A 16,977-nucleotide genomic window follows, 5' to 3' on the forward strand; every position below is an offset into this window, starting at 1 on the left:
CCCAGCTCAGCACCCGCAGGGAATGAAGGCTGGGCAGCGACTCCTCCAGGGCGCCGCCGCCCAGCCGCCCCCGCGAGGAGGCGAAGGCGGGCCAGCGCAGGCCCTCGGTGGTCTCGCCGCCCAGCAGCACGTCCAGCCCGCCGCCGAGCGGGTCGGCGTCCACCAGCAGCGTGCGCACCCCGCAGCGGGCCGACGTGACCGCGAGGGCACAGGCCAAGGTGGAGGCTCCGGCGCCGCCGCGCCCACCGATGACGCCGACCGTCAGGGCGGGGCGGCCGACGCCCTCCACGACATCGGCGATCCGGTCGGTGAGCCACTGCTCGCCGTCGGGGAGCACCAGAACGTGGTCGGCCCCGATCTCCACGGCATGGCGCCACACCCCGGGGTCGTCCTGGTCCCGGCCGACGAGGACGACGCCGGGTCTGCGGGGCGCACCGCGCACCCGCCGTGCGGCATCGTCACCGATCAGGACGAGGGGCGCGGCCTCCCAGGCGGAGCGCCTGCCGGGTGGCCCCGGATGCACTTCGGGTGTGGCCCCGGCCGCGGCGCAGAGCCGCAACAGGTCGTCGAGGAGCAACGGGTCCTCGGTGACGATGAGCGGTGCGCCCGCAGCGCTTCCCGCGCCCGGTGCCGGTGCCGCGGAGGTGGATCCGGTCATGGCTGCTGTCTCCTGCCTGCCCGCACGAGGAGGCGCTGCCTCCCCGGGCCGTTTCGTGTCGTGTCCGTGATGGGCGACGCGGGGGAAAACGGCGCGTGGTGCAAGGGCGGCGGACCGTGTTCCGAAGGCGTCGGAATCACGGTGGGGCAGCGCGGAAAAAGATGTGGATCTTGGTGGAAATCCGGGGACAACTCAGCGAATGTGGATATCGCGTTCACCCCGACGAGCGAGCGACGAGTGACGCGCGAGGGCTCGGCCCTCCACCGGACCGCCAGAGGCGTGGGACGTCTCGCTGCGCACCTCGACGGTGACGCTCAGTAGCGATCGCCGAGGCATGAAAAAGCGGCCGGGAACCCTTCGAAAGGGAACCCGGCCGCCTTGCCCGGGAGGCCGAAACCCACCCGGACATGCGACGACCCCCGCCGGGGGGGAGAGCGGGGGTCGTCATCCACGGTCCGACTCGGGGGGGGAGGAGCCGAACCGGGTTAGCACGGTCGCGAACGATCCGTGACTTCCATGGTGTACCCGAGAGGCTTCTCAGGCAAACCCACGCGCCACACCTTACGCCGAATGGCTGCCCCCTATGCTCGCCCTTGTGGAAAACCACTCCTTGCCCCGCACCGCGGCCTTCTTCGACCTGGACAAGACGGTCATTGCGAAGTCGAGCACGCTCACCTTCGGCAGGTCCTTCTACCAAGGCGGACTGATCAATCGCCGTGCCGCTCTGCGCACGGCGTACACCCAGTTCGTCTTCCTCGCCGGCGGCGCCGACCACGAACAGATGGAGCGCATGCGGAGGTACCTCTCCGCCATGTGTCGTGGCTGGGACGTCCAGCAGGTCAGGGACATCATCGCCGAGACCCTGCACGACCTCATCGACCCGATCATCTACGACGAGGCCGCCTCCCTCATCGAGAAGCACCACCTGGCCGGCCGGGACGTGGTGATCGTCTCCACCTCCGGGTCGGTGATGGTCGAGCCGATCGGCGAGATGCTGGGCGCCGACCGCGTGGTGGCCACGCGGATGGTGGTCGGCGAGGACGGTCGCTTCACCGGCGAGGTCGAGTACTACGCGTACGGCCCGACGAAGGCCCAGGCCATTCGCGAACTGGCCGAGTCCGAGGGCTACGACCTCGGCCGCTGCTACGCCTACAGCGATTCCGCGACGGACCTGCCCATGCTCGAGACGGTGGGCCACCCGCACGCGGTCAATCCGGACCGGACGCTGCGCCGTGAGGCGCTGGCCCGGGGCTGGCCGATCCTCGATTTCCACCGGCCGGTACGTCTGAAGCAACGGCTCCCCACCTTCTCCACGCCCTCCCGGCCCGTGCTGGTCGCTGCGGCCACCGTGGGCGCGGCGGCGGCAGCGGCACTGGTCTGGTACGCCGCGAGCCGCCGGCGTTCGGCCCTCGCCTGAACGGAGAGTGGCGGGCGGCGGGCGTGGAAGCCTGGCGCCGCCGCCAACCCCCGGCGACCTCGCGCGTCATGACCGGCGGTCAGCCGGCCTCGTCGCGACCGCTTCCCGGAGGCGGCCCGCACTGCTTGAACGCAAAATCAAACAATTCGGGCCAGGGGTTCACATTGCCCATGGAACAGGAGTACAAAGGACTTAACGGCCCGCGAGACCAAGGACATCCGACGGGATGACCTTCGCAACGTGATGGCCCCACGGACCGGAGCATGCACACCGGGCACCCACGCGACGTCGACCCGTCGATTACGGGCCAGCCGCACCAGGCCAAGGGAGAAAGTTCCCGGCCTGATCGGCAACTCTCGAGGACGCTTGGTAACCCGGCGGCACATGCGAGCGGCGGCACGAGGATTCGTGCCGCCGCGACCCTGTTCCGGACTGTCCGCCGCCGGCGCCCTTCGACCCCGTCAGGCAGCGCCGCGCTGGAGCGCCTCACAGACCGCGGTCGACTCCCGGGCCCCCAGTTCGACGGCCTTGCCGCAGTGTCCGATCCAGGCCGCCATGCCCTCCGGGGTGCCGGAGACATAGCCGTCCAGCGCCGCTCGGTACGCGGCCCGTCCGAGTTCCGCGTGCCCCACTTCGGCGGGGCAGATGGACTTCGGGTCCAGTCCGCTGCCGACCAGCACGATGCGCTCGGCCGCCCGCGCCACCAGCCCGTTGTGCGAGCGGAAAGGACGCAGGGCCAGGATCTCGCCGTGCACCACGGCCGCCTTGACCAGGGCCGGCGCCGCACCGCCGTCGATGATGAGCCGGGACAGGCCGTCGAGCCGTCCGGCGACCTCGTCCGCCTCGGGCAGCGGCAGCTCGACGAGAGGCTCCTCGACGGCCTCGCCCGCCAGCCGGGGGCGCCCGACGTCCTCGCCGTGCCCCGCGGCGGCCACCAGGTGGAGGCGGGCCAGGACCCGCAGGGGAGACTGCCGCCAGATGGAGAGCAGCTGACCCGCCTCGGCGGTGAGCCGCAGCGCGGCGCCCACCACACGGGCCTCGTCGTCGCCACTGAAGTCGGTCCGGCGTCGGACCTCCTCCAGCGCCCAGTCCGCGCCGGCGAGCGCGGCCGAACCGCGCGCTCCACGGAGAGCCGCCTCACCCGTGATCTCGTTGCTGCGGCGGCGCATGATGCGGTGGCCGTACACCCGGTCGACGTACGTGCGGACGGACTCCACGGAGTCGGCCACACCGGGAAGCGAACCCAAGGCCGCGAGCGGGTCGGCGGACGCGCCAGTCGTACTCATGAGTACGACATTACGCGCCCACGCGCGGCCGCACATCGCCCGGCCCGGCGTCCACCAGGGCAAGTGGCCCGGCGGAGCGCTCTTGACCGCACCCCTCGCGACCACACCCACGATGGAGTGGTCATCACCCCGGGATCGACCACGCCGCGCGTGCGACGCACTACGCTAGGTGAACATGAAAATTGCTTTCGTCGGCAAGGGCGGCAGCGGCAAGACGACCCTGTCCTCGCTGTTCGTCCGGCACCTCGCCGCGTCCGGGGCGCCGGTCATCGCCGTGGACGCCGACATCAACCAGCATCTGGGCGCAACGCTCGGCCTGGACGACGCGGAGGCCGCCGCCCTGCCCGCGATGGGGGCGCAGCTGACTCTCATCAAGGACTACCTGCGGGGGGAGAACCCCCGCATCGCCTCGGCCGAGTCGATGATCAAGACCACGCCGCCCGGTGCGGGTTCCCGGCTGCTGCGCGTGCGGGAGGAGAATCCGGTCTACGCGGCCTGCGCCCGTCCGGTCGAACTCGATGCCGGCGCCGTCAACCTGATGGTCACCGGGCCGTTCACGGAGGCCGATCTGGGCGTGTCCTGCTACCACTCCAAGACCGGAGCGGTGGAGATGTGCCTCAATCACATGGTCGACGGGCGCGACGAGTACGTGGTGGTGGACATGACCGCCGGCTCGGACTCCTTCGCCTCCGGAATGTTCACCCGCTTCGACATGACCTTCCTGGTCGCCGAGCCCACCCGCAAGGGTGTCTCGGTCTACCGCCAGTACAAGGAGTACGCCCGGGACTTCGGGGTCGCCCTGAAGGTCGTCGGCAACAAGGTGCAGGGCCTGGACGATCTGGAGTTCCTGCGGGCACAGGTGGGGGACGACCTGCTGGTGACGGTCGGCCACTCGGACTGGGTCCGCGCCATGGAGAAGGGCCGGCCACCGCGTTTCGACCGGCTGGAGACGGAGAACCGCGCGGCCCTGGAGACGCTGCGGACCGCCGCCGACGCGCGGTACGAGGCGCGGGACTGGGAGCGGTACACGCGTCAGATGGTGCACTTCCATCTACGGAACGCGGAGTCGTGGGGAAACGCCCGGACCGGGACCGACCTGGCACGGCAGGTGGATCCCGGCTTCGTGCTGGGCGAGCGGGTGGCCGAACCGGCCTGAACCTTCGCTCGGGGAGCGGCGCGGGGCGCGGCACGGGGTACGGGAACGGTCATCGACGCCGGCCGCCCCGCGCCGGTGCGTCGCCACTGGGGTCGGGGCGGAGGTCAGCCGACCGCCCGTCCCGTGGCATCCGTGGCGGGGGCCAGGAAGCTCTGCCAGCCTTCCCTGGGCGCCTGGCCGACCCCGAGGGTCTGGAGCCTGTCGAGCGTCCCCTGGTCCTGGGCGTCCAGCCAGTCGGCCAGTTGCCGGAAGGAGACGCAGCGCACCTCGGGCTGGGTGCACACCTGCGTGACGACCTCCTCGACGGCCCGCATGTACACGCCGCCGTTCCAGGACTCGAAGTGGTTACCGATGATCAGCGGCGCCCGGTTGCCCTCGTAGGAGCGGCGGAAGCCGGCCAACAGGCCGTCCCGCATCTGGTCGCCCCACTGGGCGTACATGGCGGGGTCACCCTGGGTGCTGGTCCCGGACTGGTTGACCATGAAGTTGTAGTCCATGGAGATCGTCTCGAAGGCGCGGCCGGGCACCGGGACCATGTGCATCGACAGGTCCCACAGACCCTCCTTGCGCTCCGGCCACACCTGTTCCCGGACCCCGCTGGTGTCGTAGCGGAAGCCCAGTTCACGGGCTGCCGCACGGAAGTTCTCCTGCCCTTCCAGGCACGGAGTGCGACCGCCCACCAGTTCCTTGTCGTAGTCGAACGGCAGCGGCTGCCCGTCCTTGAGGCCGGTGTTGCTCTTCCAGGTCTTGACGAAGCCCTTGGCCTGGGCGATCTCGCTCTTCCACTGCTCGACCGACCAGTCGCCGACACCGCCGCTCCCGCAGAAGTGGCCGTTGAAGTGGGTCCCGATCTCGTTGCCCTCCAGCCACGCCTGGCGCAGCTGCTCGACAGTCGCGGCCACCCCCTCGACGTCGTTGAAGCCGATGTCCGAACTGCCGGAGGAGCGTCCCGGGGGCTGATAAAGGAAACGTTTCTCCTCGGGCAGCATGTACACGCCGCTGAGGAAGTAGGTCATGGTCGCGTTGTTCGCGCCCGCCACCTTGCGGAAGTGGGAGAACAGTCGCTGCCCGTCCTCACCCGCGCCGTCCCACGAGAAGACGACGAACTGCGGCGGGCGCTGCCCGGGCCGAAGCCGTTCGGGCTTGAGCAGATGGGGCTGGGCGCCCGTGTAGGCGGTGGACCCGTCCCCGATGAGCCGGACGGCCCGCGGAGCACTCCTCGGCTCGGACTTCTCGGCGCCGGCCTGCCCCTGGGCACCCGCCGCGCCACCGGCCGCCCCTCCACACCCCGCGAGCGTGGCGGCGCAGGCCGCCGCCACCGCGATCACGGCGATGCCTCTCCGGTTGGCGGTCATCTCCCGCCCCACCTTCTTCCTTCGCTCAGACCGAACGCCTACTGAGGCGCTCCCCGGTGGACCGCCGGGAGCCCGGCGGGGCCGCCAAGCTCCCACGTCACCGCGAAGGGATTTGTATGACAAGCCGATGAAAAGATTGCTTCACTCATTGGGATGACTTATCGGTCCATTTGCCCGTTTTCTCCGTACGATCCCTTTACCCAGCATTACTGTCCATTTACTGAGTGTTGGCGTACGCCGTGATCGCGCGGCACCGTTCCCGCGGTCGTGTCGATCGTTCGCGCGACCGCGCCGTCCCGGAGGAGAAACGGGAAACATGTCTGCCTGTCCCCCCCACCGCGCCGAGGCCCACAAGGCCGGGCGCATCCACCGCCCCCACAGTCCACCGCCCGGGCGACCCCGCCGATTCCGGATCGCCCCCGCCGACCTCTCCGCCTCGGTCACGGTGTTCCTGATCTCGCTGCCCCTCTCCCTGGGCATCGCTCTGGCCACCGGGGCGCCGCTCCAGGCCGGGCTGGTCGCCGCCGCCGTGGGCAGTCTCGTCGCCGGACGCCTCGGCGGCGCCCCGCTCACCGTCAGCGGGCCCACCGCGGGCCTGACCGTGGTCACCGCTGACCTGATCCAGCAGTACGGATGGCGCACCACCTGCGCCGTCACCATCCTCGCCGGTGTGACCCAAGTGGCCCTCGGCTGGCTCCGGGTCGCCCGCACCGCCCTGGCCGTCAGCCCCGCCATCGTGCACGGCATGCTGGCCGGCATCGGCGTCACCATCGCCGTGGCCCAGCTCCACATCGTCCTCGGGGGCACACCGCAGAGTTCGGTCCTCGACAACCTCCGCGCGCTGCCCGCCCAGCTCGCGGACCTGCACCCGGGCGCCCTCGCGGTCAGTGCCCTCACCCTGGTGGTGCTCCTAGGCTGGTCCCGGGTCCCCGGCCGGGCGGGGCGGATCCTGCGCTTCGTCCCCGCGGCCCTCGCCGCCATGCTGACCGCCACCGCCGTCGCGCTGGCCATGGGGCTGCGCCTGCCCCGGGTCGACCTGCCCTCCTGGTCCAACCACGCCCTGGCAGGCTTCCCCGAGGGTCCCGCGCTGCCACTGGCCGCGGCGGTGCTCACCATCACCCTGGTCGGCGGGGTGGAAACCCTGCTCTCCGCGGTGGCCGTGGACAAGATCGCCGCCACCCGGGGCGGGGCGCCGGTGCCCCGGGCCGACCTCGACCGGGAACTGCGCGGCCAGGGCTTCGCCAACATGGCCTCCGGAACGCTCGGCGGACTCCCCGTCACCGGCGTGGCGGTACGCAGCTCGGCCAACGCCCGCTCCGGCGCCGTCAGCCGCAACTCGGCCATGCTGCACAGCCTGTGGATCGCCGCCGCGGCGTTGCTGCTGGTGCCGGCGCTGGAGCTGATCCCGCTCGCCGCGCTCGCGGCGCTGGTGATGGCGATCGGCATCCAGATGGTCTCCCTCCACCACATCCGCACGGTCAACCGCCACCGCGAGGCGCTGGTCTACGCGGTCACGGCCGTCGCGGTCACCTTCCTCGGAGTCCTGGAAGGCGTGGGCGTCGGCGTGGCCGCCGCGGTCGCGGTCGCGCTTCACCGGCTCACCCACACCCGGATCACCCACGAGGTGAGCGGCGGCGTCCACCACGTCCACGTCCGCGGACAGCTCACCTTCCTCGCCGTGCCCCGGCTCAGCCGGGCCCTCCACCTGGTCCCGGAAGGCGCCGACGCCGTCGTGGAGCTGCACGGCTCCTTCGTCGACCATGCCGCGTACGAGTCGCTGGAGGACTGGCGCAACACCCATGTGGCGCACGGCGGTTCCGTCCGCCTCACCGGGCTGCGCGCCGGTCTGGCGACGACCGACGCCACCCCGGCCAAGTCCGCCCCGGCCGGCACCGCCGCCATCGACGACACCCCCGCTCCGGGTGCCGACCCGGCCGGAAGCCCCTCCACTTCCCACAAGGCCCCGAGCGCCGTCCACGCGGCCCGTGAGGCCCACGAGGCCCACGAGGCCGGTCACGGATCCGGCGCCGGTGGCGTCCGCGAGACCGGCGACGCTCCTGAGCCGCCCCCCAGCGACCATGAGCTGGTGCGCGGCATCAGTGCCTTCCAGCGGGACACCGCGCCCCTGGTCCGCAGAAGGCTCGCGCGGCTGGCCCGGGAGGGACAGCGACCCGCGCAGCTGTTCCTCACCTGTGCCGACTCCAGGCTGGTGACCTCGATGATCACGAGCAGTCGCCCCGGTGACCTCTTCGTCGTCCGCAACGTGGGCAACCTGGTACCGCCACCCGGTGAGGATCCCGGCGACGATTCGGTGGCCGCCGCCATCGAGTACGCGGTGGACGTCCTGCGGGTCCGTTCCATCACGGTCTGCGGCCACTCGGGCTGTGGCGCCATGCAGGCGCTGATCGACTCGGAGCCCGGCAGTGACGGGACGCCGCTCCAGCGCTGGCTCCGCCACGGTCTGCCGAGCCTGCGCCGCATGACCTCCGGCTCCCACCGACCGGCCCGACTGGCCTCACGGGAGCCCGCAGACGCGGTGGAGCTCCTCTGCCTCACCAACGTCGCCCAGCAACTCGAGCACCTCATGGCCCACGAGTCCGTCGCCCGAGCCGTCGAGCAGGGCCGGCTGGAGCTGACCGGCATGTACTTCCATGTCGGCGAGGCGCAGGCCTACCTCCTCACCGAAGCCCCGGAGACGCCCGTCTTCGCACACGTCCGAGAGACGGAGGCGGACCTGACCGGTGCGAGCTGACCGACGCGTCTCCCGCACCGCCGTCCGGTAACCGTCCGACACCCGTCGCGCACCTTGTCCGGGTGCGCGGCTCCCGGCAGGGACCGCGCGCCCGGCAGGCTCCGCCACTCCGCAGACTCCACCACCCGTCAGTCCGCCCGCCGCCGCCCCGGCCACCCGTCACCGCCACCACACCCCGCACCCACGACCCGCCGGCTCCCGCAGAACGGTGCTCACGCCACGCCGTGCCCCGGGGGTAGACATTCCCGCCCGGGGGTAGTGCGTACTGCGCGACGCGGGTGGGCCCGCGGCCGCCGGCCACCGGTCGACCGGTGCCTCACGTCCTTCGGGCGTCGAACAGCACTGAACTCCTCCGCCCGGCCGTACGTGACAACGGATGACCGATCCGCGCAAGCCATCCGCGAATCCCGAGGTCGCAGCCACAGAAGAACCCGCACAGGTCTACACCAATTTCCTGGCGACCCTTGTCAGCACTCCCTCCGGTCTGATGAGCTGTGGCTTGGGACACAGCGGACACCCTTCGAAAGGGAGATGTCGTGAGCAACGAAAGCCTGGCCAACCTGCTCAAAGAGGAACGCAGGTTCGCACCCCCCGCCGACCTGGCCGCCGCGGCCAACGTGACGGCGGAGGCGTATGAGCAGGCCAAGGCTGACAGGCTCGGTTTCTGGGCCGAGCAGGCCCGCCGCCTGACCTGGGACACCGAGCCGAACGAGACGCTCGACTGGTCGAACCCGCCGTTCGCCAAGTGGTTCCAGGACGGCAGGCTCAACGTCGCCCACAACTGCGTGGACCGTCATGTGGAGGCCGGCAACGGCGACCGGGTGGCCATCCACTTCGAGGGCGAGCCCGGCGACACCCGCGCCATCACCTACGCCGAGCTCAAGGACGAGGTGTCCCGCGCCGCCAACGCGCTTCTGGAACTGGGTGTCCGCCAGGGCGACCGGGTCGCCGTCTACATGCCGATGATCCCGGAGACGGCCGTCGCGATGCTGGCCTGCGCCCGCATCGGCGCCGCGCACTCCGTGGTCTTCGGCGGCTTCTCCGCCGACGCGCTGGCCACCCGCATCAAGGACGCCGACGCCAAGGTGGTCATCACCGCCGACGGCGGCTGGCGCCGCGGCAAGCCGTCCGCGCTCAAGCCTGCCGTGGACGAGGCGCTCACCAAGGTCGACGGCGTGGAGCACGTGCTCGTGGTCCGCCGTACGGCCCAGGAGGTCGAGTGGACCGACGGCCGGGACGTCTGGTGGCACGAGATCACCGAGCGCCAGTCGGCCGAGCACACCCCGGAGGCGTTCGAGGCCGAGCAGCCCCTCTTCATCCTGTACACCTCGGGCACCACGGGTAAGCCGAAGGGCATCCTGCACACCTCCGGCGGCTACCTCACCCAGGTCGCGTACACGCACCACGCCGTCTTCGACCTCAAGCCGGAGACCGACGTCTACTGGTGCACCGCCGACGTCGGCTGGGTCACCGGGCACTCGTACATCGTCTACGGCCCGCTGGCCAACGGCGCGACCCAGGTCATGTACGAAGGAACCCCGGACACCCCGCACCAGGGCCGCTTCTGGGAGATCGTCCAGAAGTACGGCGTGACCATTCTCTACACGGCGCCCACCGTCATCCGGATGTTCATGAAGTGGGGCGACGACATCCCGGCCAAGTTCGACCTGAGCTCGCTCCGGGTGCTCGGGTCGGTCGGCGAGCCGATCAACCCCGAGGCGTGGATCTGGTACCGCGACCGCATCGGCGCGGGCTCCAGGCCGGTCGTGGACACCTGGTGGCAGACGGAGACCGGCGCGATCATGATCTCGCCGCTTCCGGGTGTGACGGAGACCAAGCCGGGCTCCGCGCAGGTGCCGCTGCCCGGCATCGCCGCCACCGTGGTGGACGACGAGGGCAACGAGGTGCCGAACGGCGGCGGTGGCTACCTGGTCCTCACCGAGCCGTGGCCGTCGATGCTGCGCACCATCTGGGGCGACGACCAGCGGTTCATCGACACCTACTGGTCCCGCTTCCAGGGCAAGTACTTCGCCGGCGACGGCGCCAAGAAGGACGACGACGGCGACATCTGGCTGCTCGGCCGGGTGGACGACGTGATGCTGGTGTCCGGCCACAACATCTCGACCACCGAGGTCGAGTCGGCGCTGGTCTCGCACCCGAGCGTCGCCGAGGCCGCCGTGGTCGGCGCGGCGGACGAGACGACCGGTCAGGCCATCGTCGCGTTCGTCATCCTGCGCGGCAGCGCCTCCGAGGACGAGAACCTGGTCGACGAGCTGCGGGCCCATGTGGGCACCACGCTCGGCCCGATCGCCAAGCCCAAGCGGATACTGCCGGTGGCGGAGCTGCCCAAGACCCGCTCCGGCAAGATCATGCGGCGCCTGCTGCGGGACGTGGCGGAGAACCGTGCTCTCGGTGACGTCACCACCCTCACCGACGCCGGGGTCATGGATCTGATCCAGGCCAAGCTGCCGTCCGCGCAGAGCGACACCGAGTGACCGGCACGCCGGACGGCGGACCGATCGGCTGATCAGCTGATCAGCTTCGAGCGGGTCGGACCTCCCCTGAGCCCGAGGCACGGAACCGGAACCGAACGGGGCCGGCGCCAGTACCGGGACGTCAGGGGGCGTTCGGCCCGCTCTGCCGTTCCCCGAGCACATTGGGTAGGCTCATCATCGTGTCTTCCGTTTCCGCGCCCTCCGCGTGGTGACCCAGGGAGACCTCAGGTGCGCCGGGAAGTCTGGTCGGCATGTGTACGCGCATGCCCCGACCACCCCGGAGGGCGCCGTCATGGCGAAGCCCGAGCACGACCCCGAGCTGACGATCACCGAGGCCGAGGACACCCGGCCCCCCCAGGCATTCCGTCGCGTCTCCCTGCGGGAGCGCGGCTTCCTGGCGGACGCCCTGCGCACCGAGACGGTCGGCGGTGTGCTCCTCCTGTTCGCCGCGATCGCCGCGCTGCTCTGGGCGAATCTCCCTGGCCTCGGCGACAGCTACGAGACCTTCAGTGACATCCACCTCGGTCCGTCCGCCCTCGGTCTCGACCTGTCGATCGAGCACTGGGCGTCGGAAGGCCTGCTGGCGATCTTCTTCTTCGTGGCCGGCATCGAGCTCAAGCGCGAGCTGGTGGCGGGCGACCTGAAGGATCCGCGGGCGGCGGCGCTGCCGGTGATCGCCGCCGTGTGCGGCATGGTCGCGCCCGCGCTGGTCTATCTCTCGGTCAACGGGGCGGGCGGCGGTTCCCTGGCCGGCTGGGCCGTACCGACCGCCACCGACATCGCCTTCGCGCTGGCCGTCCTCGCGGTGATCGGCACCTCGCTGCCCTCGGCGCTGCGGGCCTTCCTGCTGACGCTCGCGGTGGTGGACGACCTGCTGGCCATCGTGATCATCGCGATCTTCTTCACCCACCACCTGAACTTCGCCGCGCTCGGCGGCGCGGTGGCGGGTCTGGTCGTCTTCTGGCTGCTGCTGCGCAAGGGCGTGCGCGGCTGGTGGGTCTACGTTCCGCTGGGGCTGGTGATCTGGGCGCTGATGTACAACAGCGGCGTCCACGCGACGATCGCCGGCGTCGCGATGGGTCTGATGCTGCGCTGCACCCGTCGTGAGGGCGAGGACGAGTCGCCGGGCGAGCGCATCGAGCACCAGGTCCGGCCGCTCTCGGCGGGTCTGGCCGTGCCGCTGTTCGCTCTGCTCGCCGCGGGTGTGCCGGTGGCCGGCGGGGACCTGGCCGCGGTGTTCACCCAGCCGGAGACGCTGGGAGTGACGCTGGGCCTGGTGGTCGGCAAGACGCTCGGCATCTTCGGCGGGACCTGGCTGACGGCCCGCTTCACCCGTGCCTCGCTCAGCGACGACCTCGCCTGGGCCGACGTCTTCGCGCTCGCGACGCTGGCGGGCATCGGCTTCACGGTGTCCCTGCTGATCGGTGAGCTGGCGTTCGAGGACGACCCCGCACTCAGCGAGCAGGTGAAGGCCGCGGTGCTGGTCGGTTCGCTGCTCGCCACGCTGCTGGCGGCGGTGCTGCTGAAGCTGCGCAACACCACGTACCGGCGGATGACCGAGGCGGAGGAGCGGGACGAGGACCAGGACGGGATCCCGGACGTCTACACCCAGGACGACCCGGAGTACCACCTGCGGATGGCGGAGATCCTCGAGCGCAAGGCAGCCGAGCACCGGCGGCGGGCCGAGGCCACGTCCGCCGACCGCGGCGAGTAGGACCGGCCGCGCACCGTCCCGGACGTGTCCGTCTCCGACGCGGGCGTGAGGGCCACCTGGCACGGGAGTGAGGGGCATTCGGGCGCGGGCGTGGAGGGCACCTGGACGCGGGCGTGGGCACCCGCGGCGCGCCTCCGCAGCGGCTCTCCGATGACTCTCCTTCAGGTCTTCTCCCGGCCCCCACGTACGCCCGGGGCGATCGGGGGTACCTCTACTACCGGCCGGTGCGCGCAAGGTTCGTGCGGGTCCGGCATGATCTGACTGGACGGTACAGAACTCGGCAGGAAAGGGAGTACGCGATGAGCGCACCCGACGGCAACCCGGTCGGCTCCGAACGCAGCATGGGTCAGCTGTTCGCCACGGCGTCGACCGAGATGTCCGCTCTGGTCCAGGACCAGATCGCGTACGCGAGGGCGCTGCTCAAGCAGGACGTCAAGCGTGGCGCGACGGGGTCCGCCCTGTTCACCGCGGCGCTCGCCCTGCTGGTGTTCTCGCTGCCGATGCTCAGCTTCGCCCTGGCCTACGGTTTCCACGCCTGGACCGGATGGAACCTGGCGTGGTGCTTCCTCCTCTCCTTCGGCGTCTCCGTGATCGTCGCGCTGCTCCTGGCAGCGATCGGGACGGTGTTCGTGAAGAAGGCGAAGAAGAGCCGCGCCCCGCAGCAGGTGAGCGCCGAGGTGAAGCGGACCGCGGAGGTGCTGCAGAACGCCAAGCCTCACCCGCGTCCGGCCGTGGTGCCCGTCGACCCCTACGCGAAGCAGCTCGACTCTGTGGCACGCTCGACGTCATGACCGACCCAGCCACTCCCCCGGCCCAGCCCGCCTCGGCGGTACGGATCGACGAACTGCCCGACGGCAGGAAGGTGATCCACCGCGACGTCGCCGCGAACGGTGCCCGCTTCCACATCGCCGAGCTGGGCGACGGTCCGCTGGTGCTGCTGCTGCACGGCTTCCCCCAGTTCTGGTGGACCTGGCGGCACCAGATGGGCGCCCTGGCCGACGCGGGCTTCCGGGCCGTGGCGATGGACCTGCGGGGTGTCGGCGGAAGCGACCGGACGCCCCGTGGCTACGACCCCGCCAACCTGGCGCTGGACATCACCGGCGTCGTCCGCTCGCTGGGCGAGCCGGACGCCGCCCTGGTCGGCCACGACCTGGGCGGCTACCTGGCGTGGACGGCGGCGGCGATGCGGCCGAAGCTGGTGCGCCGGCTGGTGGTCGCCTCCATGTCCCACCCGCGCCGGTGGCGGTCGTCGATGCTCTCGGACTTCCGGCAGACCTCCGCCGGGTCGCACATCTGGGGGTTCCAGCGGCCCTGGGTCCCGGAGCGGCAGCTCACGGCCGACGACGGGGAACTGGTCGGCCGCCTGATCCGCGAGTGGTCGGGGCCCGGTGGTGGACCGGACGACGAGGCCGTCGAGGTGTACCGGCGGGCCATGTGCATCCCCTCCACGGCCCACTGCGCGGTCGAGCCGTACCGGTGGATGGTGCGGTCCCTGCTGCGTCCCGACGGCCTTCAGTTCAACCGGCGGATGAGGCGCCCGGTGCGGGTGCCGACGCTGCACCTGCACGGATCCCTGGACCCGGTGATGCGGACCCGCACCGCGGCGGGGTCCGGGGAGTACGTGGAGGCCCCCTACCGGTGGCGGCTCTTCGACGGCCTGGGCCACTTCCCGCACGAGGAGGACCCCGCGGCCTTCTCCGCGGAGCTGGTGAACTGGCTGAAGGACCCCGAGCCGGACCGCTGAGGGCTCACAGGCGCACTCCGGCGCGCACGGGCCGTTCGCGCGCCCCCCTGCCGGGAGGGTGTCCGAGCTGGTGAGTGACCGTTATCCGGACCGGGACGCCTTTCCTACGAACATCCCATGCCTGCCGCATAGGCCAATTGGGGACCTTCGACGTGGTTATCGACCTTGGGCCAGGGGCACACGTCGGGGTATGGGCTGGACGTACGACTTCAGTGACGCAGCACGTGAACGCCGTTCGGCCGGTGGGCCGGGCGGCCGCCGCCGTGGCGCTCCGCATCCACCGGCGACCGAGCTCGGTGTGGGCATCGGCGGCATACTGCGCCGCCGGGCCCGCTGGGTCTCCGTGCGCCTGCGTCAGCAGCGCCCCTGACCCCCTTATCGGCGCCGCCCGGCGCACGACCTCCCGGAACGGGAGGTTCCGCGCGCCGGGCGCTCATCTTCCTCACCGGCCGCCACCCTGCGGCGCGGCTCCGTCGTCACAGTGCGCACTGGTCGGTGTCGACCTGCTGGGTGGCGGTGCGGCCCCGGTCGATGTCCGAGCGGATCTCGTCCACGGTCAGCGCGTAACCGGTGTCGGGGTCGTCGAGCGACTTGGCGAAGATGACTCCGACGACCTCGCCCCGCGTGGTGAGGAGCGGTCCGCCCGAGTTGCCCTGGCGAACCGTCGTGTAGAGGGAGTAGACGTCGCGCTGCACGGTGGAGCGGCGGTAGATGTCGGGCCCGTTGGCCGGGATCTGGCCGCGTACACGAGCCGCGCGCACGTCGTAGCCGCCGTTCTCCGGGAAGCCGGCGACGATGGCGCCGTCCCCGCTCTCCGCCTGCGCGTCGGCGAACCGCAGCGGGTCGGCCGGCAGGCCGGGGACGTCGAGGACGGCGATGTCGCGCTGCCAGTCGTAGAGCACCACGGTGGCGTCGTAGCGGCGGCCCTCGCCGCCGATCTGCACGGTCGGCTCGTCCACCCCGCCGACCACGTGCGCGTTGGTCATCACGCGTTGCCCGGCGAAGACGAAGCCGGTGCCCTCCAGCACCTTGCTGCAGCCGGTCGCGGTGCCCATGACCTTGACGATGGACCGCTTGGCCCGCACCGCCACGTCGCTGTTGACGAGCGCCGCGTCCGGCGGGTCGACCTCGCGGATCGGCTCGTTGGCGAAGGGGCTGAAGACCTGCGGGAAGCCGTTCTGGGCGAGCACCGAGGAGAAGTCGGCGAACCAGGTGTCGGCCTGCTCGGGCAGGGTCTGGGAGACGCCGTGGAGCACCTGCGAGGAGCGGACCTGCTTGCCGACCGTCGGCAGTGTCGTGCCGGCCAGTGCCGAGCCGATCAGCCAGGCCACCAGCAGCATCGCCACCACGTTGACCAGCGCACCGCCGGTCGCGTCGAGCGCGCGGGCGGGCGACCAGGTGATGCGGCGGCGCAGCTTGCCGCCCCAGTGGGTGGTCAGCGCCTGGCCGACGGAGGCGCAGACGATCACCACGATCACCGCGACCACCGCCGCGACTGTGCTGACCTCGGAGTTCTCGGTGAGGGCGTCCCAGATGACCGGGAGCAGGTAGACGGCGATCAGGCCACCACCGAGGAAGCCGATCACCGACAGGATGCCCACCACGAAGCCCTGGCGGTATCCGACCACCGCGAACCAGGCGGCGGCGATCAGCAAAAGAATGTCCAGCACGTTCACCGCTTCACGCCTCGCCTCGTCCTCTTCCGGCCGCGCCACGCTCGCCGGGGCACCACGTCATCCCTTTCCCGTCGGAGCCACGGTCATGACCTCCGGTCGAGGGTCACCTCGCGGGCGCGGTCCCAGGGCAGCTCCCAGCCGGCGAAGTGCAGCAGGCGGTCGATGATCCCGGCGGTGAATCCCCAGACGAGGGCGGACCGCACCAGGAAGGCCGGGCCGCGGTAGCCGCTGGGGTGCACCGCGACGGCCCGGTTCCCGGCGTCGGTGAGTTCGGCGACGGGGACGCTGAACACCCGGGCCGTCTCCGCCGGGTCGACCACACGGACGGGGCTGGGCTCACGCCACCACGCCAGGACGGGGGTGACGACGAAGCCGCTGACCGGGATGTAGAGCTTGGGCAGCGCGCCGAAGAGCTGGACGCCTGCCGGGTCGAGGCCCGTCTCCTCCTCGGCCTCGCGCAGCGCGGCGCGCAGCGGGCCGTCGGTGTGCGGGTCGCCGTCCTCCGGGTCGAGGGAGCCGCCCGGGAAGGACGGCTGGCCCGCGTGCGAACGCAGCGAACCGGACCGCTCGGTCAGCAGGATCTCCGGCCCCTCCTCGCCCTCGCCGAACAGGACCAGCACGGCGGACTGGCGGCCACCGCCGTCCGCAGGGGGCAGGAAGCGGCTCAGCTGACGTGGCTCGACCGTCTCCGCGGCGCGGGCCACCGGGTCGAGCCAGGTGGGCA

Annotated in this window: 13 protein-coding genes; 8 read left to right on the forward strand and 5 right to left on the reverse strand. The window is 71.4% G+C overall.

The window, feature by feature from the left end:
• Positions 1 to 658 (reverse strand): septum site-determining protein Ssd (ssd, locus tag HW445_RS04420; protein WP_374939603.1); only part of this gene is annotated, 658 nt, incomplete at its 3' end.
• Between the two features lie 583 nt (positions 659 to 1,241).
• On the opposite strand from ssd, the gene HW445_RS04425 reads away from it, so the two are divergent.
• Entirely contained in the window at positions 1,242 to 2,075 is an 834-nt protein-coding gene (locus tag HW445_RS04425) for an HAD family phosphatase (RefSeq protein ID WP_180219714.1), read from the forward strand.
• Between the two features lie 461 nt (positions 2,076 to 2,536).
• Here the strand turns inward: HW445_RS04425 and HW445_RS04430 are convergent, their stop codons facing one another.
• Complete coding sequence (locus tag HW445_RS04430; RefSeq protein WP_180219715.1) at positions 2,537 to 3,361, reverse strand: Fic family protein; 825 nt, start codon at positions 3,359 to 3,361, stop codon at positions 2,537 to 2,539.
• Between the two features lie 175 nt (positions 3,362 to 3,536).
• Between HW445_RS04430 and HW445_RS04435 the strand changes: the two genes are divergently transcribed.
• Positions 3,537 to 4,517 carry an ATP-binding protein gene (locus tag HW445_RS04435; protein ID WP_180219716.1) on the forward strand — a complete coding sequence of 327 codons (981 nt, stop codon included), beginning with the start codon at positions 3,537 to 3,539 and terminating at the stop codon, positions 4,515 to 4,517.
• 104 nt (positions 4,518 to 4,621) lie between these two features.
• Here the strand turns inward: HW445_RS04435 and HW445_RS04440 are convergent, their stop codons facing one another.
• Positions 4,622 to 5,872, reverse strand: a complete 1,251-nt coding sequence (locus tag HW445_RS04440; RefSeq protein ID WP_180219717.1) for a hypothetical protein — start codon at positions 5,870 to 5,872, stop codon at positions 4,622 to 4,624.
• Between the two features lie 316 nt (positions 5,873 to 6,188).
• On the opposite strand from HW445_RS04440, the gene HW445_RS04445 reads away from it, so the two are divergent.
• From HW445_RS04445 to HW445_RS33270, 6 genes are all read left to right on the forward strand, one after another.
• Positions 6,189 to 8,624 carry a bifunctional SulP family inorganic anion transporter/carbonic anhydrase gene (locus HW445_RS04445; protein WP_180219718.1) on the forward strand — a complete coding sequence of 812 codons (2,436 nt, stop codon included), beginning with the start codon at positions 6,189 to 6,191 and terminating at the stop codon, positions 8,622 to 8,624.
• 494 nt (positions 8,625 to 9,118) lie between these two features.
• On the forward strand, positions 9,119 to 11,119 hold the full coding sequence (gene acs, locus HW445_RS04450) for an acetate--CoA ligase (protein ID WP_180219719.1): 2,001 nt from the start codon (positions 9,119 to 9,121) through the stop codon (positions 11,117 to 11,119).
• A 292-nt stretch (positions 11,120 to 11,411) separates the two neighbouring features.
• Positions 11,412 to 12,833, forward strand: coding sequence for a Na+/H+ antiporter NhaA (gene nhaA / locus HW445_RS04455; protein WP_180219720.1), 1,422 nt, complete (start codon positions 11,412 to 11,414; stop codon positions 12,831 to 12,833).
• A gap of 299 nt (positions 12,834 to 13,132) precedes the next feature.
• Positions 13,133 to 13,624, forward strand: a complete 492-nt coding sequence (locus HW445_RS04460) for a phage holin family protein (RefSeq protein ID WP_180219721.1) — start codon at positions 13,133 to 13,135, stop codon at positions 13,622 to 13,624.
• Positions 13,621 to 14,577, forward strand: coding sequence for an alpha/beta fold hydrolase (locus HW445_RS04465; protein ID WP_180219722.1), 957 nt, complete (start codon positions 13,621 to 13,623; stop codon positions 14,575 to 14,577). The genes HW445_RS04460 and HW445_RS04465 overlap by 4 nt, the downstream gene beginning before the upstream one ends.
• 190 nt (positions 14,578 to 14,767) lie before the next feature.
• Entirely contained in the window at positions 14,768 to 14,947 is a 180-nt protein-coding gene (locus tag HW445_RS33270; protein WP_257230840.1) for a hypothetical protein, read from the forward strand.
• Positions 14,948 to 15,053: 106 nt separating this feature from the next.
• On the opposite strand, the gene HW445_RS04470 is transcribed toward HW445_RS33270, so the two are convergent.
• A complete protein-coding gene (locus HW445_RS04470; protein ID WP_180219724.1) occupies positions 15,054 to 16,253 on the reverse strand; it encodes a MarP family serine protease in 1,200 nt (399 codons plus the stop codon).
• Between the two features lie 83 nt (positions 16,254 to 16,336).
• A partial coding sequence (locus HW445_RS04475) for a CoA pyrophosphatase (RefSeq protein WP_180219723.1) occupies positions 16,337 to 16,977 on the reverse strand: 641 nt, incomplete at its 5' end.

This window comes from Streptomyces sp. UH6, from assembly GCF_013421635.1.
Lineage (GTDB): Bacteria > Actinomycetota > Actinomycetes > Streptomycetales > Streptomycetaceae > Streptomyces > Streptomyces abyssomicinicus.

Coding starts and splice junctions, on each gene's coding strand:
- HW445_RS04425 (WP_180219714.1), top strand. CDS start 1,242: ATGCTCGCCCTTGTGGAAAACCACTCCTTGCCCCGCACCGCGGCCTTC.
- HW445_RS04430 (WP_180219715.1), bottom strand. CDS start 3,361: ATGAGTACGACTGGCGCGTCCGCCGACCCGCTCGCGGCCTTGGGTTCG.
- HW445_RS04435 (WP_180219716.1), top strand. CDS start 3,537: ATGAAAATTGCTTTCGTCGGCAAGGGCGGCAGCGGCAAGACGACCCTG.
- HW445_RS04440 (WP_180219717.1), bottom strand. CDS start 5,872: ATGACCGCCAACCGGAGAGGCATCGCCGTGATCGCGGTGGCGGCGGCC.
- HW445_RS04445 (WP_180219718.1), top strand. CDS start 6,189: ATGTCTGCCTGTCCCCCCCACCGCGCCGAGGCCCACAAGGCCGGGCGC.
- nhaA (WP_180219720.1), top strand. CDS start 11,412: ATGGCGAAGCCCGAGCACGACCCCGAGCTGACGATCACCGAGGCCGAG.
- HW445_RS04460 (WP_180219721.1), top strand. CDS start 13,133: ATGAGCGCACCCGACGGCAACCCGGTCGGCTCCGAACGCAGCATGGGT.
- HW445_RS04465 (WP_180219722.1), top strand. CDS start 13,621: ATGACCGACCCAGCCACTCCCCCGGCCCAGCCCGCCTCGGCGGTACGG.
- HW445_RS33270 (WP_257230840.1), top strand. CDS start 14,768: ATGGGCTGGACGTACGACTTCAGTGACGCAGCACGTGAACGCCGTTCG.